At 60.2% G+C, this 22,377-nt stretch carries 18 protein-coding genes and 2 pseudogenes; 10 read left to right on the top strand and 10 right to left on the bottom strand.

All coding sequences use genetic code 11. The features are described from left to right. Positions 1 to 5: 5 nt before the first annotated feature. The 3 genes from JOH52_RS27050 to JOH52_RS27060 all read right to left on the bottom strand — a co-directional run bounded on the left by JOH52_RS27050 (position 6) and on the right by JOH52_RS27060 (position 2,457). The gene (locus tag JOH52_RS27050; RefSeq protein ID WP_013845688.1) at positions 6 to 476 is read right to left on the bottom strand and encodes a hypothetical protein; all 471 of its coding nucleotides are present in this window, start codon (positions 474 to 476) and stop codon (positions 6 to 8) included. Between the two features lie 13 nt (positions 477 to 489). Further along, positions 490 to 1,626 (bottom strand): metallophosphoesterase family protein, encoded by a 1,137-nt coding sequence (locus JOH52_RS27055; protein ID WP_013845687.1) that lies wholly within the window; start codon positions 1,624 to 1,626, stop codon positions 490 to 492. Between the two features lie 111 nt (positions 1,627 to 1,737). Then, a complete protein-coding gene (locus tag JOH52_RS27060) occupies positions 1,738 to 2,457 on the bottom strand; it encodes a carboxypeptidase regulatory-like domain-containing protein (protein WP_017265634.1) in 720 nt (239 codons plus the stop codon). 243 nt (positions 2,458 to 2,700) lie between these two features. On the opposite strand from JOH52_RS27060, the gene JOH52_RS27065 reads away from it, so the two are divergent. From JOH52_RS27065 to groL, 3 genes are all read left to right on the top strand, one after another. After that, positions 2,701 to 3,309, top strand: a complete 609-nt coding sequence (locus JOH52_RS27065; protein WP_014531343.1) for an SCO family protein — start codon at positions 2,701 to 2,703, stop codon at positions 3,307 to 3,309. Between the two features lie 38 nt (positions 3,310 to 3,347). Beyond that, complete coding sequence (gene hemA, locus JOH52_RS27070; RefSeq protein WP_014531344.1) at positions 3,348 to 4,604, top strand: 5-aminolevulinate synthase; 1,257 nt, start codon at positions 3,348 to 3,350, stop codon at positions 4,602 to 4,604. A gap of 116 nt (positions 4,605 to 4,720) precedes the next feature. After that, positions 4,721 to 6,361 carry a chaperonin GroEL gene (groL, locus tag JOH52_RS27075; protein WP_014531345.1) on the top strand — a complete coding sequence of 547 codons (1,641 nt, stop codon included), beginning with the start codon at positions 4,721 to 4,723 and terminating at the stop codon, positions 6,359 to 6,361. Between the two features lie 368 nt (positions 6,362 to 6,729). On the opposite strand, the gene JOH52_RS27080 is transcribed toward groL, so the two are convergent. Continuing rightward, positions 6,730 to 6,972 (bottom strand): hypothetical protein, encoded by a 243-nt coding sequence (locus JOH52_RS27080; protein ID WP_017265636.1) that lies wholly within the window; start codon positions 6,970 to 6,972, stop codon positions 6,730 to 6,732. Positions 6,973 to 7,385: 413 nt separating this feature from the next. On the opposite strand from JOH52_RS27080, the gene JOH52_RS27085 reads away from it, so the two are divergent. The 6 genes from JOH52_RS27085 to JOH52_RS27105 all read left to right on the top strand — a co-directional run bounded on the left by JOH52_RS27085 (position 7,386) and on the right by JOH52_RS27105 (position 14,095). After that, positions 7,386 to 8,825, top strand: a complete 1,440-nt coding sequence (locus JOH52_RS27085; RefSeq protein WP_017265637.1) for a cbb3-type cytochrome c oxidase subunit I — start codon at positions 7,386 to 7,388, stop codon at positions 8,823 to 8,825. Continuing rightward, positions 8,822 to 10,486, top strand: coding sequence for a cbb3-type cytochrome c oxidase subunit II (locus JOH52_RS27090; RefSeq protein WP_014531350.1), 1,665 nt, complete (start codon positions 8,822 to 8,824; stop codon positions 10,484 to 10,486). The genes JOH52_RS27085 and JOH52_RS27090 overlap by 4 nt, the downstream gene beginning before the upstream one ends. 151 nt (positions 10,487 to 10,637) lie before the next feature. After that, complete coding sequence (locus JOH52_RS27095; RefSeq protein WP_013845679.1) at positions 10,638 to 10,862, top strand: hypothetical protein; 225 nt, start codon at positions 10,638 to 10,640, stop codon at positions 10,860 to 10,862. 152 nt (positions 10,863 to 11,014) lie between these two features. Next, positions 11,015 to 11,137 (top strand): hypothetical protein, encoded by a 123-nt coding sequence (locus tag JOH52_RS35990; RefSeq protein WP_013845677.1) that lies wholly within the window; start codon positions 11,015 to 11,017, stop codon positions 11,135 to 11,137. A 19-nt stretch (positions 11,138 to 11,156) separates the two neighbouring features. After that, the gene (locus JOH52_RS27100; RefSeq protein WP_017265639.1) at positions 11,157 to 11,885 is read left to right on the top strand and encodes a sulfite exporter TauE/SafE family protein; all 729 of its coding nucleotides are present in this window, start codon (positions 11,157 to 11,159) and stop codon (positions 11,883 to 11,885) included. 56 nt (positions 11,886 to 11,941) lie between these two features. Further along, a complete protein-coding gene (locus JOH52_RS27105) occupies positions 11,942 to 14,095 on the top strand; it encodes a heavy metal translocating P-type ATPase (protein WP_017272291.1) in 2,154 nt (717 codons plus the stop codon). A 616-nt stretch (positions 14,096 to 14,711) separates the two neighbouring features. Here the strand turns inward: JOH52_RS27105 and JOH52_RS35370 are convergent. The 3 genes and pseudogenes from JOH52_RS35370 to JOH52_RS27120 all read right to left on the bottom strand — a co-directional run bounded on the left by JOH52_RS35370 (position 14,712) and on the right by JOH52_RS27120 (position 18,091). Beyond that, a pseudogene (locus JOH52_RS35370) lies at positions 14,712 to 15,660 on the bottom strand (threonine/serine dehydratase). Then, a pseudogene (locus tag JOH52_RS27115) lies at positions 15,617 to 16,531 on the bottom strand (ornithine cyclodeaminase family protein); the annotation flags it as partial. The pseudogenes JOH52_RS35370 and JOH52_RS27115, both read right to left, overlap by 44 nt. Before the next feature lie 234 nt (positions 16,532 to 16,765). Then, positions 16,766 to 18,091, bottom strand: coding sequence for an NAD(P)/FAD-dependent oxidoreductase (locus JOH52_RS27120; protein ID WP_010967985.1), 1,326 nt, complete (start codon positions 18,089 to 18,091; stop codon positions 16,766 to 16,768). A 235-nt stretch (positions 18,092 to 18,326) separates the two neighbouring features. Here JOH52_RS27120 and JOH52_RS27125 point away from each other — a divergent pair, with 235 nt between their 5' ends. Next, positions 18,327 to 18,803 carry an Lrp/AsnC family transcriptional regulator gene (locus JOH52_RS27125; protein ID WP_003533554.1) on the top strand — a complete coding sequence of 159 codons (477 nt, stop codon included), beginning with the start codon at positions 18,327 to 18,329 and terminating at the stop codon, positions 18,801 to 18,803. A 108-nt stretch (positions 18,804 to 18,911) separates the two neighbouring features. Here JOH52_RS27125 and JOH52_RS27130 read toward each other — a convergent pair whose 3' ends face one another. The 3 genes from JOH52_RS27130 to JOH52_RS27140 are packed head-to-tail and all read right to left on the bottom strand — an operon-like array spanning position 18,912 to position 22,377. Beyond that, positions 18,912 to 20,567 carry an ABC transporter ATP-binding protein gene (locus tag JOH52_RS27130; protein WP_010967984.1) on the bottom strand — a complete coding sequence of 552 codons (1,656 nt, stop codon included), beginning with the start codon at positions 20,565 to 20,567 and terminating at the stop codon, positions 18,912 to 18,914. Further along, entirely contained in the window at positions 20,567 to 21,430 is an 864-nt protein-coding gene (locus tag JOH52_RS27135) for an ABC transporter permease (protein WP_010967983.1), read from the bottom strand. The genes JOH52_RS27130 and JOH52_RS27135 overlap by 1 nt, the downstream gene beginning before the upstream one ends. Next, positions 21,427 to 22,377, bottom strand: a complete 951-nt coding sequence (locus JOH52_RS27140; protein ID WP_010967982.1) for an ABC transporter permease — start codon at positions 22,375 to 22,377, stop codon at positions 21,427 to 21,429. Before JOH52_RS27140 ends, JOH52_RS27135 begins: the two co-directional genes overlap by 4 nt.

Below are 22,377 nucleotides of genomic sequence, written 5' to 3' on the forward strand. Positions count from 1 at the left end.
CCGTACTAGTACTTGCCCGGCTGCAGCACTGAACCGCTGTTGGACCAGGTAATGTATGCTTCGAGCGCCTTCATTGCCTCGGATTCGGGATCGATCTTCGCCCCTTGGTTCGGCTTCTCGATGCACCAGTTGATCATGTCGCGGAGGGTCGCGAACTTGGCCATCTGCGCCTGGAACTTCGGGAAGGATTGCGGGTGGGTGTCCGATGCCATCGGATGACACATCGCGCAAGCCATGCCGGTTTTCGAGAGGTCGTCGGCAACGCCCATCGCTTCGGCCGTTGCGGCGTCGCCATGAAAGAGGAGGTCTCCTTTTCTTACCTCCTCCATGAATGCTTCCTGGTAGAGCTTCAATTGCTCCGGCTTTACCGGATCTTTATGGGCGCTGCTCGGCCCCGCGAAAACGGCGGCAATGGCAATTCCCCCCACCAGGCTGAAGCGCCGCAGTGAACAGCGGATTTTCGAGTGGGTTGTCATGACCCTTCCTCCGCTAGTATGGCCACATGTTGTCGGCGATCCTTGGGCGAATAACCTCCGAAACATGCTTGTCATGGTCTTCGGGGGACTGCACGAAGACTTCCTTGCGCCCCCACATGATATATTCCGTTTCCAACTGGTCGTTGGCCGCCACGTCGATCTTGCTCCAGCCGACTCCATCATAGGGATCGCCGGGGTCGACACGGATCATCGGCTTGGTGAGCTTCGGCAAGCCTTCCGGCGCATAGGGCCACGGCCAGGACGTGGCTAGCATGCCGATCGAACGCAATGTGCCGATCTCGTTGTAGAGGACCTGGTGCACGTGACCATGAATGTTCGTGACCTTGGCATAGGGTTTCAGCACCTCATGGACTTCGCGCCAGTCACGCACCCAGAAGTTCCACGGTGGATAATATTCGTAGAGCGGATTGTGACTGAAGATGACCACGGGTCTTGCCTTATCCCAGTCGGCCAAGGTCTTTTCCATCCAGTCGAGCTGGTCCCGACCGACACCGGCCCATGGCCCGGCGACTGTACCGTCCAGCGTGGCCATGTGGCCCATGCGCTCCTCGGGCGTCATATTCTTTGCAGTCCAGTAGTCCGGTCCGCGGCTGACGGTATCGAGGCCGATGAAGCGCACGCCCTTGTGGTCGAAGGTCCAGTTGGGCTGCCCAAACAGTTCGCCCCATTTCTTGCCCATATCGAGATACCAGTCGTGCTCGCCTGGGATGTAGTGTTTCGGGATCGTGATCACCTTGAGTAGATCTACGCCGAGTTCAAGCTCTTCGATCTTTCCGAGCTGGGCGAGGTCACCACCGAAGATCAGGAAATCTGCAGGGGGATCCATCGCTTGGACTTCCTGCGCCGCACGCACGACTTTGTCGACGAAGCGTGTGTTAAGGGATCTGGGATAGAGATGGGTGTCGGAGATCCAGGCAAACTTGAACGGCGCCTCGGCGGCATTCGCGATATCGAGCGTGTTCAGCAGAGGCCACCATGCAAAGGCCTGGCCCACAGTTGCTGCGCCAAATACCAATGACCCGTGAATGAATGTGCGGCGGGTAATTTTCAATGAGTCGTCGGGCCGAACCCCTTCGGGTTGCAGCACGGAATGCATTTCGCGGCGAATGCGGTCAAGTTCGTCAGACATGACGGTTCTCCTCCCAGGAGGCCCGAAAGAAAAACTCGGCCCCACAGAGGCAGACATGGTGCGTAGGCCACGTCAGTTCTTTTCTTGTTTTTGTTGCGTAACTTTATCACACTACTTTTTCTTAAGCTCGATATCGAGCGTCGTGGCTTTTCCGCCTTCAACGCTGACGGACATTTCCGTTGGCCCGATGAAGGGCTGCACCGCAACGAGTTTATACTGTCCGGGAGGAACATCCGTTATCGAGTACTTTCCGTCGGGCCCGGTCACCGCGTAGTAGGGATTATCCACGACGAAAATCCATCCCTCCATCCAACCATGCGCGTCGCAGTCGATGCGCACTGTACCCGTCCGGGGTAATTCGACCGGTATGCGCTGCCCCTTGTTTGGAAGGGCCAGGTTAAAGGCGGTACGCTTGCCGTAATAGCCGTGCGTGTTATGAAGCACCGGGTCCGAGTTGACGACGTCGAGCGGTCCTGCGGCGATCACCTGCACCTGAGGTTCAAAACGGCATTTCTCGTTGTCGAGTTCAGGGGTCTTGCCAGGCGTCGGCCATTCTTTTCCGGATGCCACCTCGACAAGATAAATGACCGCACTCTCGACCGCTTGATTGGCACCCACGCGGATCAGCGGCTCATCCCGCGGCTCTCCGCAAACCTCAACATCTTTGGTCGGGATGATCTTCTTCATCGGGACATTGTCACGAAAGACGACGGTGCCCTCGATGGACCCGCCTCCGGTGACAGCGCTTACCTCATAGGAAAGCGCAGGGGGCGCGGTCATGATAACTGCAGCAGTAATCAGAAACTCAGAGAAGAAGCGGTGCTTTACCACAGCGAACCTCCCTTCCCTTGAAGGAAACGTTGTATTTTCCTTCAGAATGATTCTAATATCAAGGTCAAATCGCGATATCGGTAGGCTGGGCGGCAAGTTTGGAGACACGCCAGTGGGAAGCATCCGACCGCACCCTTTCCCTCGTATCCATTCCAAGGCTGAGACCAGCCCTCCGACGTCGCAAGACATCGGTTTGTAGCTCGCGCACAGCGACAATGTCGGCTCGCGGTAAGGAGGCACGACATGGAGGGGCGGAACGATCCGCATCGGGCTGCGACTTTCCACCGGGCGTTTTTTTATGGCCTCGTTTGCGCTGCGGTATTCGTCACCATGCCGGCTTTCGCTGCTTCGCCGGCGACTGTTGGTGGCCCATTCAATCTCATCGCACCCGATGGGGCCGTGGTGACCGATGCGAGGTTTCGCGGTAAATGGATGCTGGTCTTCTTCGGCTACACCTATTGTCCCGATCTCTGTCCGACGACGCTGAGCGAGATCGCTATCGCACTCGACAGGCTTGGCCCCGAGGCGGCGAAGGTGCAGCCGATCTTCATCACCGTCGATCCCGAACGTGATACGCCTGAGGTAATGGGGCAATATACTGGCGCCATCGACCGGCGAATCTTGGGATTGACTGGCGATAAGCAGCAGATCGCCGCGGTGTCGCACAAATACGGCGCTTATAGCGAACGCCATCCACCGGATCCGGGCACCGGCGACTATGTCGTCGATCATAGTACTTACATCTACATCATGAATCCCAGCGGCAAGTTCGTTCGCGGCCTGCAGGCCGGCACGCCCGGTGATGCTATGGCCGACGCGCTGCGGCGTCTGATGCGGCAGAACGGCGAGTGATGGCCACGCTGACGGTGCGTGCGGATACGGGGAAGGCCATGCCTGAACATTTGTCGCATTCCAAAAGGTTCGGGACGGCGCAATATGATCACTTCTTCGCCGACGCTATGGCGCAAATCCATGCCGAGCAGCGCTATCGTGTGTTCGCAGACCTCGAACGGATGGCCGGCGATTTTCCCCGCGCACTCTGGCATGGACCGAGCGGGTCGCAGGAAGTTATCATTTGGTGTTCGAACGACTATCTGGGCATGGGGCAGCACCCCAGCGTGATCGCCGCCATGACTGAAGCCGCGAAGCGTCTGGGAACAGGCGCGGGGGGCACGCGCAATATATCCGGAACCACTCATCCGCTGCTCGAGTTGGAGATCGAACTCGCGGATCTTCATCACAAGGAAGCGGCGCTGGTTTTCACCTCAGGATATGTCTCAAACCAGACAGGCATCTCCACGATTGCAAAGCTGGTCCCCGATTGTGTCATCCTCTCGGATGCGCTCAACCATAATTCGATGATCGAGGGTATTCGGCAGTCGGGCTGCGAAAAGCGGATCTTCCGTCACAATGATCACCGCCACCTCGAGGAATTGCTGAGGACGGTGGGGCGGGGGCGGCCGAAATTGATCGTATTCGAAAGCCTCTATTCGATGGATGGCGATATCGCTCCGATTCGCCGCATCTGCGATCTTGCCAAATATTACGGGGCCATGACTTACCTCGATGAGGTCCATGCCGTCGGCATGTACGGCCCGCGCGGTGGCGGCATCGCTGAACGAGACCGTGTCATGCACCGGATCGATGTTATCGAAGGAACGCTTGCCAAGGCCTTCGGCTGCCTTGGTGGCTACATAGCGGGAACCGTCACCCTCATCGATGCGGTTCGCTCCTACGCGCCGGGGTTCATATTCACCACGGCTTTACCGCCACCAATTTGTGCCGCGGCCACCGCCGCGATCCGCCATCTGAAGGTGTCTCACTCTGAGCGATGCGCTCATCAGGACCGCGTTCAGCGGGTAAAGGCAGAGCTAAACGGGGCGAGGCTGCCGGTCATGGCCAGTGGCAGTCACATTGTTCCCCTGCGCGTCGGCGATCCCGCGAAGTGCAAGGCAGCGAGCGATATGCTGCTCGAGGCTCATCGTATCTACATCCAGCCGATCAACTATCCTACCGTGGCGAGGGGAACCGAGCGGCTGCGCATCACGCCCTCTCCGTGCCACGACGACATCATGATCAGTCAACTCGTGGCCGCGCTCAGCGAGGTCTGGGATGAACTCGGGCTGCCACGCGGAAGTGCCGCCTAGCGGCGGAAATAAGAGACACCGCGTGAGCCTTAAAACAACGACTGCGTCAATTGCAAAGCGTTATTGCGTCCTTTGGTCATCCGCTCAGATGCGCGACGCAAAATAGGGAGGGAGATATGACGGCCAAGGAGATCAGGCTCGCTTTCCGGGCGCGCGATAGCATGCTGCATGGGATCGAGACGCTTGCACGCGCCGTCGCTGTCACGCTTGGCCCCCGGGGTCGAAACGTCGCCATCAACCGCTCCTTCGGCACAAAAATAACTAAGGACGGCGTGACGGTAGCAAGAGAAATCGAACTCGAGGACAAGTTCGAGGACATGGGCGTTCAGTTGCTCAGGCAGGTCGCCATCAAAACCTCGTATCAGGCGGGCGACGGAACGACCACCGCGGTGGTCCTCGCCGACGCAATTCTCAGGGGCGGTGTCCGAGCGGTCACTGCTGGCATGAACCCGATGGACCTGAAGCGCGGGGTTGATCGTGCCGTCGAGGCAGTCGTCGCGGAGTTGAAACAAAATGCTAGATCTGTCGCTTCAAATGTCGAGATCGCGCAGGTCGCCACGATTTCGGCCAACGGAGATCGGGAGATCGGCCAGATCATCGCCGATGCGATGGCGGAGGTCGGCAAAAACGGCGTGATCATGATCGAGGAAGGGAGATCGCTCGAAACTGAAAGCGAAGTCATCACCGGGATCCAGTTCGACCGCAGCTACATCTCTCCCTATTTCGTCACCAACCGAGACAAAATGCGGGTGGAAATGGAAGAGGCACTCATTCTCGTTTGCGAGACGAAGCTGTCGAGCCTTAGCCAAATTTTGCCGCTTCTGGAAAAGGTCGTAGAGGCTGACAAGCCGCTTCTCATCATCGCCGAGGACTTCGAGGCTGAAGTCAGGGCGGCGCTTGTTGTCAACAGGCTCCGTGGCGGCCTCAAAGTGGCTGCTGTCAAGGCGCCGGCCTATGGCGAGCTCCGCAAGGCGATCCTGCAAGACATAGCACTGCTCACCGGCGGAACGGTTATCTCGGAGGAGCTAGGTCTTAAGCTCGAGAGCATATCGCTCGACCGCCTCGGACGGGCCCGGAAGGTTAGAGTCGACAAACAAAATACCACGATCGCGGAAGGAGGCGGGTCAAGCGTGGAAATCGCTGGGCGGATCGCTGCGATCGGGGCGCAGCTCGAGCTAACTACGTCCGACTTTGATCGGGAAAAACTTCAGGAGCGGCTGGCACGGCTCTCCGCCGGGATTGCTGTGATCCGCGTCGGCGGCGCGACCGAGTCGGCGGTCAGGGAGAAGAAGGACCGCATCCGCAACGCCATGCACGCCACCCGTGCCGCCGTAGAGGAGGGCATCCTGCCGGGCGGTGGGGTCGCGCTGCTGCGCGCAAGCAAGGCGATCCGGACTTTGAAGGTCGGGAACCTCGACCAGCAGGCCGGCATCAATATCGTCAAGGAAGCCGTAATGTGGCCGGCGAAGCAGATTGCGTCCAATGCGGGCGAGGAGGGCTCGGTCGTGGCCGCTAGAATTCTCCAAAACGATGACTACGGCTGGGGTTACGATGCGCAGGCTGGAACCTTTCGCGATCTTTTGGCGGCAGGTATTGTCGATCCCGCCAAAGTCGTGCGCACGGCGCTCCAAGGTGCCGCCTCCGTGGCCGGCCTCATGATCATGACGGAAGCGATGTTAGCCGAGGTGCCCGGCCCGCCGCCGCCTGAGCTTCCCGGCCATCATGACCATGAGGATAATCTCGACATTGATTTCTAGCTCATCCCGCCGGTTCAGAGTGGTAGAGCTCTTCCGTGACAAATAGGAGGCGAGAGACGTTCTCGGCGCCCGCCATGGAGTAAGCTCGATGGCTAAACCGGTCCAGTCTGCAGTCCTCTCGCGACGCGCCCTGCAACGGCGCGACATTTCCAACCAGACGATGGCTGCTAGATGTAGCTGTACTCGACCGGCCGTGGCAGAGAAGCTGGATGCGGTGGCGGATGATCGGGATCATCTCGCGGCGACAGCCCTAGAGGGGCCAATGGGCGACGCCGCTATGCGCAGCAATATCGGCCGCATCACCGGTTATCGGCGGTCCAAATCGTTATGGCGAAGCGCGATGCGCGCCGATCCCGCTCGCATCGTTCTCACGGCTCGCGTTCAGGAAGGTCGAAGTTGAGCTGCAACATTCGCGCTATGTTTATCAGAATCGTCTCACAGACTTTCTCTTGATTAGGATCGAGATATTTGACAGTCCAGTTTGCCCCGTTCTCCTTGGTTTCGAGCCGCTGAATCACAAAATCGGTGACGTGCTCGCAGCCCGGTTCCTTATGAAGATCCGCGAGGATCAATTCCTTAAGCTCCGAAGCTTCCTTTGTATGTCTTTGCATGGCCGCTCTCCTTCCGGATGACAACTTTCGACGCATCGCTCAACTCCATAGTCGCGATCTACGTCATGGCTAGACATGGTACTGTTTTGGCTTTATTTTTAAAAGTTGCCCCTCGTTCTCATCAGGTGGCTTCTATGACGATGCGCGAGTTGATGAGCGGGTTACTGGCGCATCGAGAAGTCGAACCAGGGCGAAAAGATCGATCCCGTGATGGAGGCGATGAAGGCGCTCGAGACGTACATCACCTGATCGAACACCGGCTCGGAGTTGGTGCCACGCAAATACCAGCGTAGGGGGCACCGCCTGCAGGGAGCGCGCCGCGAGTCCGCGATCGGGATGCCGGAGGATGGGGCTGAAGCAGTCGTGCGGCCGAGGAACCGCGCGGGGAGGTCTATGCGTTGGCAGAGACTGGGATGGAGCTGCGCGGCAACTTTGCGAACGTTGACCTGGATGCGCTGGTCGACCACCGGGTCGTGCGGACCTGGCTCTATTTCGGCATGTTCTGGCTGATGGTGACGCCATCCGTTGGCGTTTTGATATCGAGCACCTTCAACTATCCCGACTATCTCGGCTCGGGGAACCTCGAGCTCACCTTCGGCCGGCTGCGCCCGGTCCACGTCAACGGTGTTATCTTCGGCGCCTTCTCGACGCTTTTCATAGGCCTTTGCTACTATCTCGTGCCGCGTCTGTCGGGGGTGCGGGTGATATGGTCAGAGTGGTCGGTTCTTCTCGCATGGGTCTGGAACATCGCAACACTTGCCGGTTTGGTCGGCTTGCTGATCGGCGACAGTGACGGTTTGGAAGCCGGAGAGCTTCCGCTATACGCTAAAGTCGCATTCTTCATCGTGGTGGGTGTTGCTACCGCGCAGTTCCTGATCACGATCAGTCGAAGGCTCGAGCCAGCGATCTATGTCGCGCTGTGGTACCTGATCGCCACTTTCGTGTGGACGACGATGAACTTCGTGCTTGGAAGCTTCATCCTGCCATACACGATCTCGGGCATCAACAGCGCCGCCTTCCATGGCCTCTATCTCCACTACATCGTTGGGCTGTGGCTAACGCCCGCAGGCTACGTGATCATCTACTATTTCCTGCCGGTCAGCGCGCGAAATCCGCTCTATGCCCATAAGCTCTCGCTGGTAGGCTTCTGGTCCCTGGCATTGTTCTACCCGTTCGTCGGCATCCACCATTACCTCTACAGCCCGATCGCCGACTGGGCCGAGACCTTGGCCGTCGTCACGTCGATGCTGCTGATCATTCCGGTGTGGACGGTGCTGGTGAACTTCTTCGGCACCATGATGGGCAAGTGGCATGAGTTCGGCAGAAACCTGCCGGCGAAGTTCCTGATCATGGGCTCGCTCATGTATCTCGTCGGCTGCTTCCAAGGCTCGACCGAGGCGCTGCGGCAGGTGCAGCAGCCGACCCATTTCACCGATTTCGTCATCTCGCATTCGCATCTTACCGTATTCGGCACCTTCGTCGTCTGGGCGATGGGGGGCCTCGTCTATACTTGGCCGCGGCTGTTCGGGCGCGAACTCTGGTCATTCAAGCTCGGCAACTGGTCGTTCTGGCTGATCACAGTCGGCATTGCGACCATGGGCCTGGTTCTCACAGCGGGCGGCCTGCAGCAGGGTTACCAATGGATGAATGGCGTCGAATGGCTCGACTCCCTCGTCTGGGTGAAGCCCTACTGGCTGGCGCGGACCCTGGCAGGTATCAGCATGGATATCGGCATTTCGCTGCTGGTGGTGAATCTGATGTTGACTGCGCTGACCAGCCCGGCGGCTGAGGCGCGACGCGTCGGCAGGCCGGAGGGGCCTATCCAGGCCCCGGCGGGAGGGCTCGCACGGTGAACGTTCGCTTCTTCGCGCTGTTCGCCGGCGTCTTCTGCATCACCCTTGCGGTGATCACGCAGGGCGTGCTGCCCTTCGTGGAGCCGTCCTCGCGAACTACGCGCGTGACCTCGGTGGTGCGCACGGATTTCGGCCAGCTGAAATGGATGGTTTCAGAGGCGACGGACTACACCGAGCAGCAGCTTCGCGGCCGCAATATCTATCTGCGCGAAGGCTGCTGGTACTGCCATTCCCAATTCGTGCGGCCAGTGACCGGCGAGATCCGCCGCTGGGGACCGGTGAGCGAGGCCGGCGAATACGCCTATGACGTGCCGCACCTGTTTGGCACACGCCGGATCGGACCAGACCTGACGCGCGTCGGCCTGAAATACAGCGACGAATGGCACCTGGCGCACTTCTACGATCCGCGGATGCTGGTGCCGGACTCGATAATGGCGCCGTATCGCGGCCTCTTCCACGAGCCCGATGCAGCTGTCCGTATCGTTGACGACGGCGCTGGCAATCGGACCCTGGAAAGGACAGAGGTCACCGAGGGCATGTTCGACTTCGACAGCCAGCAGGCGATCCAGCTGACGCCGAATGCATCCGGGTTGCTGTTCGTGCCGCTGAAGGCGCGCGATAGAAAGCCGATCATCCTGACGCCGAACGACGAATACGCAGGCGAAACCGTCAGCATCGCGACGGAAACGGAATCGGTGGCGGCGCTCATTTCTTACCTCCAGAAGCTCGGCACGAACCGAGGTAAATGGCGCGATCTTTTCGAGCCGCAAAGCCTGGAGGTCATGGATGCGACGATGCCGCGCTCCGAGGAATGGATTGCTTATGGCAAGGAAGTCTATGAGCGCCGCTGCATCGGTTGCCACGGTGCCAAGGGCGACGGCAATGGGCCGGCCGCCACCTTCATGTATAACCAGCGGCCTAGGGATTTCACGTCCGCAGTCTTCAAGTTCAGGTTGACAAAGGAGCCCCTGCCCACGGACGGCGACATGCTGCGCACCATTACTCGCGGCATCCGCGGCACGGCAATGCCCCCTTGGTACGACCTGCCGCTCAACGATCGGCTGGCGGTGATCCAGTACATCAAGTATGAGCTAGCGGTTGACCGTTCCAATCCCGCCAATCCTTACGCTTTCTTCGTCGAGGAACCGCCTGGCCCACCCTTGTATATCGGGCGGCCGCCGATCCCGTCCCAGACGATGCTGGACCGTGGCAAGGAGATTTGGCAGGTGGCGAAATGCTGGGAGTGCCATGGCCAAGGCGGCAAGGGAGACGGCGAGAAGGCTGCCGGCCTCAAGGATGATCTCGGGTTCGTCAGCGTGCCGGCCGACCTCACCAGCGGCCAATTCAAGTCTGGCCCGGCCGTCGAAGACATCTTCCGGACGATAACTACGGGCCTTAGCGGCACGCCGATGCCGTCCTACCGGAATGCATTTCCGGACGAGGACCGGTGGGCGCTTTCCTATTTCGTGGTAGCGCTTTCCGCCTATAAAGACCCGCTCTCGCTGCAGCCGCTCCCGATCGATAAGGAGGCCCGCGCGGCGCTGAACGATCTGGAACTGGTCGCTGACAAGCCTGAGCGAGCGTATGTACCCGATCCGTCGGTGCCAGCGTCCGGCCCGCCAGCGCCGCCTGCCGAAGAACAGGCACCCGCCGGAGGTTAGCGCATGCTCGGTTTTGAAGTTACCGGACCCTATGTGGGCGCCATGCTGATGAGCCTGGCGGCCCTGTTCTTGTTCATCTGGGGCGTCCTGTCAGGCGCGTTGAGCGGCACCGACAAAGCCGCCAACGGGTTTTTTGAAAGGGAAATGGAAAATGAGCGATCTGCAGAGCAGCGATCCGGAGAGCCCGAGGCATCCGGAACTGGAGGTGCGTCAAAGCTCGCACCCTGAACTGGAGGACTATGCCGGCGGCCTGATACAGGCGCGTGTGGGGTTCATTCCGCTATGGCTTCTCGTCGTCTACATGCTGCTGTTCGGCTGGGGCCTGTATTACATGTATGTCTATTGGGGCGGGCTCGGCCCCGGCCGTCTGTTCTAGAAGACTGTCGCAAGGACCGTTAAGGCAGGAGTGATGGAGATGTTGGTAGCCAAAATTCTCCTTGGGGTCGCCGCATTGAACCTCCTTTTCCTGGCCTTCGAGGTGGCGATAAACGTGCTTCGTCTTTATTTCGGCTGACATAGGAGCAGCGGATGCTACAGGACACCGTCTTCAAGCTCGCTGACGCCGGCTTGCCGCAGATGCTTGGGTTCCTCATCTATGGCGGCTGCACCGTCGGCTTTATCATCTATCTTTTCTATCTTGTGCGGCAATAGCGGCGCAGCGAAAACGCCAATGTTCTACTACCTCGTGATCTTCGCCGCTGGATTTGCAGGCAGCTTTCATTGCATCGGCATGTGCGGCGGCTTTGCCTGCGCGTTGGGCCGCGATCAGCGAGGCGGAGGCGCAACCCTCCTTCGCCACCTGCTCTATAATACCGGCCGATTGACAACCTATTGCTTTCTGGGCGGGCTCGCCGGTGCGGTCGGTCAGGTCATCTGCACCACGCAAGGTGTAGCGGCGGCGCCGCTCTTTAACGGCTCCCTCGACATCGCCCAACGAATTCTCGCGATCGTCGCTGGCCTGCTCATGATTGCCATGGCGTTGCAGTTCTTCGGCTTGTTGCAGGTCTTTCATCGCCTTGCGATCGGATTTGGCGGCAGCACATTTGCTTTGTCCCTGCGCAGTCTGGTGACGGCCCGGAGTAGCGCCGCGCCGCTCGCCTTTGGCGTTTTCAACGGCTTCCTGCCATGTCCCCTGGTTTATGCCTTCGCCGCCCAGGCGGCGAGCACCGCCGGAGCGCTTCCCGGGTTCCTCGTCATGGCTTGGTTCGGATTGGGAACCTTCCCCGCGATGCTGATGATGGGCGGCGTTGGCCGGATACTCGGGCCAGCCGGGCGGCGGCGCGGCGTGCGGCTGGCTGGTGGCTTTATTCTTTTTCTCGGTCTCATCACGCTCGGCCGTGGTCTCCTGCCTTCTCACGCGCATATCGGCCTTGCCTGGCTGGGCGGACATTCCACATGACTGCGCATGATCATATCCTCTGTAGCCATTGTTCGCTGCCCGTTGGCGTGCGCCCAATGGAGCGCAGGCTCGACGGTGAGGCTTGCACGTTCTGCTGCTACGGCTGTTGCATCGCCTTTCAGGTGAAGAGCGGCAGACACGAAGAATGGGAAGCCGCCTGGCTTCTGATCCAGCTTGGCGTGGGTGGCTTTCTCTCCATGAACATCATGATGTTCAGCCTCCTCCTCTATTCGGACGCATTCACCGGGGTCGATGCGGGCGTGCTGCCGTGGATTCACTTTTTGCTCTGGATCTTCGCGACGCCGGCGGTGGTGCTTCTCGGCGGACCCTATCTGCGCGAAATGTGGCTCAATGGCATGCAGGGACGAGTGACATCGTCGGCACTCATCGTGCTTGGCGTCGCTGCCGCTTACCTCTACTCGGCGTTTGCCGTGTTCGAGGGCAGCACGCATGTCTATTTCGACACCGCCGTGATGGTGCTGATGCTATTTACCGTTGGCCGCTATCTCGAGGCTGTTGGCCGCGCAAGGGCGGCGCGCGACCTCGAACCTCTTCTGGCCGCAGAAAGCGAGAGCGCGACCGTGGTCGATGGCGCGGCAGAGATCCGCGGTCCGGTGCGGGAGGTGTCGGCCGGCATGCTGGTGCGGGTTCGGCCAGGCGAGCGCATTCCGGTCGACGGCGTGGTTGTCGAGGGGGAATCGAACACCGATGAAGCCGTGATTACCGGAGAAAGCCGGCAAGTGACAAAGGGCGCCGGCTCCAAGGTGATTGCCGGCAGCATCAATATCGACGGCCCGCTTCTGATCCAAAGCAGCGCTGACGGAACCGCAACCCGCTGGGCGAGGATTTGCCGGTCGGTGCGCGAAGCGCTCGGCCGTCGCAGCCCAACCCAGCGCCTTGCCGATCGCGTCGTCGGCGTGTCCGTGCCGCTCGTCCTTGCCCTCGGCGGTCTGACGATCGTTTACTGGGCGCAGTCATTGCCGTTCGATCGGGCGTTGCTAATTGGCCTCTCGGTACTGGTGGTTGCCTGTCCTTGTGCCGTCGGCCTCGCTGCTCCGATGGCGACATCACTCGGCATCGGCCGGCTGGCGCGGCACGGCTGCCTCGTCCGCGATCCCGGCGTACTCGAGACCCTCGCACGTGTACGGTTACTCGCCTTCGACAAGACCGGCACTCTGACGGCGGGCAAAGCACGTCTAGTCGGCGTCTACGGCGAGGAGGTCGGCTTTGACCAAGTGCTGGCGCGCGCCGCCGGTCTGGAGCGCCTTTCCGAGCATGGTCTGGCGCAGGCCATCACGGCAGCCGCCGCTCAGCGGGACATCACGCCGCTCGTCACCAGCGATGTTCGGACGGTTCCCGGCCGTGGCATCCGCGGCAGCGCCGAAGGCCGGCCCGTGGCGGCAGGGAACGGCAGATTGATGAATGATCTGGGCTGGCCGCTTCCCCCGTCGCTGGCCGAGCGTGCGCGGTCGTTGGAGGCGAGCGGTCATTCGGTGGTCTATGTGGGTTGGGGCGAGCGGGTTCACGCCGTGCTGTCGCTCGACGACTCACCGCTTCCCGAGGCGCAGGCCGCGATCGCGGCGCTGCGCAAGCGCGGGCTCGACGCCACGCTGTTGACCGGCGACCTGGCGCAAGCGGCGGAGCGGATCGCGGCCTTGGTTGGGATCAAGGACGTCCAAGCCGGCCTTTCGCCGGAGGCCAAACGGCTGGCGCTGGATCGGCTCCGCCATGACCACGTTTCGGTGGCGATGGTCGGCGATGGGCTGAATGACGGACCGGTCCTGGCCGCCGCAGATATCGGTATCGCCGTCGGCTCCGCCACAGATCTCGCCCGCGAGACTGCAGGGCTCGTGCTGCCTGCGGATGGATTTTGGATGCTGCCCTGGATCGTCGACGTGGCCCGCGCGGTCCGCAGGACCATCTTGGCCAACCTTATGTGGGCGTTCGGCTACAACCTCGTCGCGCTGACGTTCGCAGCATTCGGACTTCTGCAGCCAATCCTTGCGGCGGCGGTCATGGCCGGCTCGAGCATCCTCGTTGTGGTGAATTCGCTGCGGCTGGAGCGGCTGCCCGATCCTGTTCCAGCGCTCATGCCGGCGCAACGATCCGACATCAATGTGGAGCGCACACACAACGTAAGCGGCATTTCCGCGATGGCCGGGCCGGCCGTCGGGCATGACCTTGCCACCCGTGGTCCGCTCGATCCTTAAAGCCCACGACTTCTCATGCAAGACGATCATACCTCTGTCACTCGTGGGGCTACGGACTGGGGGACAGCTTGTCAGTTCTGGCCAGGCGTACAACCGCAGGCGCGGCTCGCCGATGCATTCTCTATGCAGGCACCGCAAGAGAGGCAGACGATAACCCGAGTAATGGATTGGATTGGCAAAATCCGCCGGTGAACATCGCCTGTCCAACTCACTTGCTCGCTGCCCGCGCCGACTGTCGTATGCGCGCTCTGGCAAACAAAGCGGCCTGAGCAATTGATTGCAAGGACGTGCGAACAGCACCGCCTTGGTGACGGTCAGCGCTCTCGTTGCGACCGGTTGTGTCGCGCAGCTACGAGCCACTTGAATCTCGGCATGGACAATGGACTGACGCTGGATCAGATCGCGGGTGCCATCTGAATGGCCCGCTTGGGGGCGAGATAGGACATGCCCAGAGTTGTCGCCGGACGGCAGCTTTCGGTGGGAAGCGGTCGTCGCCAAGCTGGTCCCCGAATGACGTATCTGGGCTGCATTCCGGACCGACAGATTCTTGCTCGGCGATGAGGTTCGCGACGTTCAACTGCGATCGGTGTGGTGAACTGACCGAAGCTGGAACTGATTACCCCGCTACATTGTATATCGCGGCAAGGTCGCGTAAATCCCAGTTCCCGCCAGACAACACCGCACAGACTTTTTCATCCGGCTTGACGTCTATGATGCCCGCCAACAGTGCTCCGACGCCAATCGAGGCGGCTGGTTCAGCGATCAATTTCGCATCCTTGGCAAGAGCACGCATCCCGGCGATGATGTGCTCGTCTTCAACAAGAACAATCTCGTCCACATACTTTTCGATAATCGGATACGGGTTTTGACCCGGAACGCTTATCCTCAAGCCATCCGCAATGGTGTTCTTCAAGGGAAGCGATGTGCGCTCCTTGTTTATCCGGCTGTGAAAATACTTCGGTGTCAAGGCAGGCTCTGCCCCGATAACGCGCACCGATGTTTCGTTTCTTTTATGGCGGTAGCGATTCCTGAGATTAGGCCTCCGCCGCCTACGGGAACGATGATCGTATCTACATCGTCCAGGTCATGTAGTATTTCACACCCGTCGTTCCCTGACCGGCCATCACGATGGGGTCCTCAAAAGCGTGAACCGCCGCGTATTCGTTTTCTTCAGCGATTTCATACACCCTTTTCCATCTGGCGGCGGTGTCACCATCGAAAAGAATGACTTCTGCCCCGAGGGCTTTTGTATTTTCGATCTTGATTTTGGGCGTGGTGACCGGAAGCACCAATATCGCTTTTACGCCCAGCATCCTGGCGGCATAAGCAAGCCCTTGGGCATGATTGCCTGACGACGTCGCAATAATGCCGTTTGCGATCTCTTCTTTCGAGAGCGAGAGAGCCTTGTTCAGGGCGCCGCGAATTTTGAATGCGCCAGTAATCTGCAGGGTTTCCGGTTTGAGATATAGCCGACAACCAGCGGCTTTCTCTATTTTTTCTGCCCGCAATAACGGCGTGTGTCTGATGTGCGGTTCCCGTGGAATCGAAAATCGTGATTTCGTCATCACTTTCTCGTCCCGGCTTCCTTCCCAACAAGACCTCGCCGATTTCGCCATGGATGTCGTCTTTAGCGATGATGTTTTTGTTCAGCGGGTGCCAGGTTTCGCCCTTTTCTGTGCATTGCGAGATCGAGTCGACGATGATTTTCGCGTTCCTGAAGAGCTCCGGATCCAGCTCCTGTTTGCCGCGTTGATCTGTGCCGACTGCAACGATGTGTGTTCCGGGCTTCACCAAATCCGCTTCCACAAGCTCCCCTTTTCCCCGGGTCGTCGTAATCAAGATATCGGCCTGCTCAACCGCTTCCTTCTTGGAACTTGCGACGATGACGGGAATGCCGAATTCGCGTTGGATGTCCGTCTTGTATCTGGAAAGGCTTTCCGGGGTGCGGCTCCAGGCGTGAATCTTTTCGATCTTCATGATCTCGTTGACCGCACGGATTTGCATTCTCGCCTGATTACCTGTGCCGATCGATGCGACCGTCCTGGCGTTCTTTCTCGCCAGTGCTTTGACGGAGACGGCTCCAGACGCCCCCGTTCTGAGGCCAGTGATCAAGCTTCCATCCATGATGCAAATCAACGCACAGCTCCTGGCATCAAACAGGAGAATGGTGCCTATGCTATTGGGCACGCCATGTTCTGCCGGGTTGTTGGTGAACCCTCCAGAGTGCGCTTTCATGGAGATGATTTCATTGGCTTTGTAATAGCCAAGCTTGAAGTCGATTTCTCCACGGAGAGAGGGGTGATGTATCCCGATATAGTCAGGTTGTTACACCTGATCGCTGCTGAAGGCCTTGTAAGCCTCTTCCACCGCGCCGATGACTTCCGCCATACCGATTAGCCGCCTTACTTCATCCTTCTTGAGCAGCAGCGTTTTCATGAATGACCTCTCTATTTTTGGATTCATGGGATGCATCGGCACAGCACGCCTGTACCGCAATCACCATAGTGGGCGAGCGGGGAGACTAGTGGCCGCATTCGCCGCGAGCTGAAGCAGATTGCTTTGTATCGCATAGGGGCTTTGGCAGAGAGTTGCGGCAGGCGTCTTTCCGAGCTTAGGCGAAAATGTTGGAAGAGGCGCTTGCCGTCACTGGTCGCCATGCGAGGACCTCATTTAAAAATCAGCGACTTTACCCCAGGCGGATTTTCCGAAGCGGTCCGGATGGTAAGGGTGGGGATCGACGATCGGCTCGCTGCCGGTCACGATATCTGCGATCAAGTGGCCGGCGCCCGGACCGATACCGAAGCCGTGCCCGCTGAAGCCGGCGGCGAGGATGAAACCCGGTATTGCAGCGATTTCGCCTATGCCCGGCACCCCGTCCGGCGTGCTATCGATATAGCCTGCCCAGGCGGCGGTGATCCTGGTGTTCTTCAGAGCAGGCAGTAGGTCGAGCGCGCGCGAATGGGTGAGGCGAATGGTGGCGTTATCGACTGCCGGATCAAGGATGCGCATGCGCTCCATCGGTGTGGGGGCGTCCAGTCGCCAGCGGACCAAGGTCTCATGGCCGGAGCGGAAGCCCTCAAGCCCGCCCGGTGCCAGGCTGCGCCACCGTTTGACGAACATCGGCAGAAACTGCGGCGCGAACCTGAGTTGCTGCGGGGTCGGGTCGATGCGGCCGCGGCCGCTGATGGCGAGCGAATAGCCCCCATCGCTGCGGCGCGTCACCGAAACCGCCGCCGTATGCAGCGCATCCGGAAGGCTGGTCACGCCCGGTGAGACGGCAAGGATCGACGAGCGGATGGCGGCTTGTGGAAAGCGGATGCCAAGCTGGCGGCAGAAGGAGGACGCCCACGCACCGCCGGCAAGGATCGCCGTCTTCGTGCGGATGGCGCCATGCTCGGTGACGACACCGGAGAGACGGCCCCCTTCGGTCTCAATGCCGCGAGCAGCGCAGGATTGGTGGATGGTGCCGCCGAGCTCGAGGATCGCACGAGCCACCGCGGGTGCTGCACTTGCCGGATCGGCAGTGCCGTCGGTCGGCGAAAAGACCCCGCCCTTCCATGGCTTGCCGGTTGCGCGGCCGCGCTCGGTCGCCTGTGCGCTGTCGAGCATATGGGTGGTTACGCCGACGGTTCGGGCGAAGTCGCGCCAGCGTGCCCAGCCGGCCAGCTCCTCTTCGCTATTGCTGAGGTAGAACAGCCCGCAGCGGCGAAAGCCGGTGTCTCCGCCGTTTTCAGCGGCGAAGCGCTCCCAAAGATCGAGGCTCTTCGTCGCCATCGGCAACTCGCGGGCGTCGCGGTTCTGCTGGCGGCACCAACCCCAGTTGCGGCTCGATTGCTCCGCGCCGATCCTTCCTTTTTCTACAAGTGCCACCTTCAATCCACGGCGGGCAAGGTAATAGGCCGAGAACACGCCGATGATGCCGCCGCCGATCACGACGGCATCCGCGGCATCGGGCAGCTCACATGTTGTGTGGACGAATTTCAGCGGTGCGGGCATGGCGGGACCTCCGTTTCGGCGCAGTTTAGCGGCTTTGGCGCGGCGGCGTTGTCGGAGTACGGCCGGAGAGCAGCAGAAGATGCCGTCTTGCAGGAGCAATACCGCCCTTTTTGCTTCGGTTCACTACTCCAAACCAAATCGACACGCCTGTCGCATGTGTTAAGGTTGTCGCTGGGAAAGTCGCAGCACAATCTGCTGCGCCGTTGACCCACTTCAGCAAGGGGAAAGACGCGCCATGAAACTCGACCGGATCGACATCAAGATTCTGTACGAACTGCAGAAGAATGGCCGCATCACCAATGTCGAACTCGCTGAGCTGGTCAATCTCTCGCCGAGCCCCTGCCTGATGCGCGTGAAAAAGCTGCAGTCGGAGGGCTATATCGACGGCTATTCCGCGCAGATCAACGTCGGCAAGCTCGGACAGACCCTAACGGTCTTCACCGAGATCACTTTGAAGAACCACCGACAGATCGACTTCGCCCGCTTCCTTGCGGCAATCGAGAAGGTCGACCAGGTGATCGAATGCCATCTGGTGTCCGGCGGCTATGACTATCTCTTGAAGTTCGTCACGGCCGGCATCAACGAATACCAGACGATCATGGAGCGCCTCACCGACATGGACGTGGGCATCGACAAATATTTCAGCTTCGTTGTGCTGAAGTCGCCGATCGTCAAGGCGCACATGCCGCTGACCAGCCTGTTTCGGGTCTGATTCGTCTGAAATCTGCAATCCCGCCCCCGGGTGACACCCTCTGCCCGGCAGGGCAGAAGAGTGTATCACACCCTTTCCCGTTTCCGCGGTGCGATCAGATGGGAGCCTCTACCTCCGGCAATAGGCCCTGACCAATTCCGGATCCTGTTCGAGGCCATCGAGCCAGGAGGGATCGAGCTTCGGCACCGAGGAGAAGAGCAGCTGCGAATAGGGGTGGTGGGGCGCATTAATCTTGGCCGGAGTGATGTCCTCAACCTTTTTGCCGCCATACATCACGACGATCTCGTCGCAGATCGCCTCCACCAAGGAGAGGTCGTGGCTGATGAAGATGTAAGAAAGACCGAGCTCGCGCTGCAATTCCTTCAACAGCTCGATGACCGCGGCGGCGACGACCGTGTCGAGCGCCGAGGTAATCTCGTCGCAAAGGATCAGCTTCGGATCAGCGGCGAGCGCGCGGGCGAAGTTGACGCGCTGTTTCTGGCCGCCGGAAAGCTCGCCCGGCCGGCGATGACGCAGGTTGCGAGGCAGGCGCACCATGTCGAGCAGCTCGTCAATGCGGAGGCTGCGGGCCCTCGCATTCATCCCATGATAGAAGACGAGCGGCCGGTCGAGGATGTCCTCGACCGATTTCGCTGGGTTGAGGGCGGTGTCGGCATATTGAAAGACGATCTGCATTTCGCGCAGCTGGTCGCGCGTGCGCTCGCGGGCGCTGCGACCGAGTTCCTTGCCGTCGAAGACGATCTTGCCGACGGCGGCCGGCAATATGCCGGCAATGGCGCGGGCGAGCGTCGACTTGCCGCACCCCGACTCGCCGATGATACCGAGGTTGCGACCCTTTTCCACCTTTAGGCTCACATCTTCGACGGCGCGCACGAGCGGCAAGCCGTCGGTCTTGGACGCACCGTATCCCGCGACCAGGTTTTCGATCTTGAGCAGGGGAGCCGGTGCGCGTTCGGCTGCGTCGGCAGCCTCCCGTGGCTTTGGTTCAAAGGCCGAGAGCAGTTCGCGCGTATAGGGGTGCTTGGCGCTCGAAAGAATTTCCTCGGTGGTGCCGACCTCCTGTACTTCGCCGCCCTTCAAGACGACGATATGGTCGGCGATCTGAGCGACGACCGCGAGGTCATGCGAGACGTAGACGCCGGCGATGCCGCCCTTCTTCATCACGGACTTGAAGGCGCGTAGCACCTCGATCTGGGTCGTTACGTCTAGCGCCGTCGTTGGCTCGTCGAAGATGACGAGCTTCGGGTCGCTGATGAGGGCCATGGCGGCCGAAAGACGCTGCAGTTGTCCGCCGGAAACCTGGTGCGGATAACGGCTGCCGATCGTCTCGGGCTCGGGTAGCGACAACGCCCGGAAAAGTTCGACGGCGCGGGCACGCGCCTCGGCGGCAGCCATAAGTCCGTGAATACGGGTGACCTCGATCACCTGGTCCATGATCGTGGCGGCCGGGTTGAATGCGGCTGCAGCTGATTGCGGAACATACGTGACCTCGGTGCCGCGCACCTTGGCTCGCTGCTTTTCCGTCAACGTCACCAAGTCATTGCCGGCGACCAAGACGCTGCCGCCGGAGATGCGGCAGCCCGGGCGGGCATATCCCATCAGCGTCAGCGCTATCGTCGTCTTTCCCGAGCCGCTTTCGCCGATAAGAGCGACGATCTCGCCCTCGGCGACATCGAGGCTGACGCCCTTGATGATCTCTACACGGCGGCCGGTATCGGTGGTGGCTTCGACCTTCAAGTCACGGATTTCTACGAGGTTGCCCATTATTCGCTCCGATCGCGGATCTTCTGCGGCAGGTTGTCGATCAGGAGGTTCACGCTGATCGTGAGGCTTGCGATGGCAAACGACGGGAAGATTACCGCCGGTGCGCCGAAGGGAAGGCCGCCGATGTTTTCGCGCACCAATGCCCCCCAATCGGCATAGGGCGGCTGGACGCCGAGGCCGAGGAAGGAGAGGCCCGAGAGCAGCAGAACGATGAAGACGAAGCGGATGCCAAGGTCGGCAAGTACCGGGCCGATGATGTTCGGCAGGATCTCCGAACGGATGAGATAAAGCGTGCTCTCGCCGCGGATACGAGCCACGGTAATGAAATCCATCGCATTGATGTTGACAGCGAGCGCGCGGGCGAAGCGGTAGGCGCCCGGGATGTATATCACCGACAGCGTCAGGATCAGCACGGGAATGGAGGAGCCGACGGCGGCGACCACCACGAGACCGAAGAGCTTGCTCGGGATCGAATTGAGGGCGTCGAGAAGGCGGCTGAGCAAAGTGTCGAGCCAGCCGCCGGCGACCGCTGCAATCATGCCGAGGACCACGCCGCTGAAGCAGGCGATGGTGACTGCCGCAAGCGAGATGCCGACCGTGTAGCGGGCTCCCATCAGGATGCGTGAGAGCATGTCGCGGCCGAGGTAGTCGGATCCAAGCCAAAAGTCGCGGCTCATGGGGCCGAAGTAGTCGAGATCGACGATCTCCCCGACCGGATAGGGGATGATTAGCGGCGCGAAGATCGCGACGAGCGCCCAGCAAAGGATGATGGAAAGACCGACCATCCCGACAATATTGAAGCGATAGCCGAGCCGGGTTCCGGAAATCCGGGCAGACTTGGTCTCAGAGTGGGTCATTGTCATCGTAGCCTCGGATTGGAAAGGATGGCGATGATGTCGGCTGTCGTGATCAGGAGCAGGTAGCCGAGGCAGAAGACCATCGCGCAGCTCTGGATCAGCGGCAGATCGCGGGTGGAGACGGCATCGACCATCAGCTTGGCAATACCGGGATAATTGAAGATCGTTTCTACGATGATGACGCCGCCGAGCAGATACGAGAGCGAAAGTGCAACCGCATTGACAATCGGCCCCAGCGCGTTTGGCAGCGCATGGCGAAACACCATGCGCGACCGGGAGGCACCCTTGAGCAGCGCCATCTCCACGTAGGGCGTGTTGAGGGTCTCGATCACTGCTGCCCGGGTCATGCGGATCATTTGGGCCGAGATGACGAAGGTGAGCGTGATGACCGGCATTGCATAGACACGCAGGAGATCGGTCATCGACGTCACCTCATTGGCAAAGGAGAGTGCCGGCAGCCATTTCAGATAGACGGCGAAGACCAGCACGGCGGAAGTCGCTATCATGAATTCCGGCACGGAGATGACCCCGATGGTGAGCACCGTCACGATCCGGTCGTAAGGCGAACCGCGCAGCATCGCCGACGTAATCCCGAGGGTGAGTGCGATCGGCACAGAGAAGAGGGCGGTAACGCCGGCGAGCTGCAGTGTGTTGACGAAGCGCCCGCCAATCAGATCTTTGACCGGCATCTCGTTGGCATAGGATGTGCCGAGGTCGCCTTGCAGCAGACCGACGATCCAGCGCAGGAAACGGAAGATCGCCGGCTCGTCGAGGTGCATCGCCTTGCGCAGGCCTTCGACGGCCTCCGGCGTGGCGGCCTGGCCGAGCAGGATCGACGCGGTGTCCCCCGGCAGGAGCGTCGTCGCGAAGAAGACGGCGAAGGAGACGATCACCAAGGTGATCACGGCGATGAGCAATCTGCTCAGCACGAGGGATAGGACCCGGTTGTTCAC

Source organism: Sinorhizobium meliloti, from assembly GCF_017876815.1.
Lineage (GTDB): Bacteria > Pseudomonadota > Alphaproteobacteria > Rhizobiales > Rhizobiaceae > Sinorhizobium > Sinorhizobium meliloti.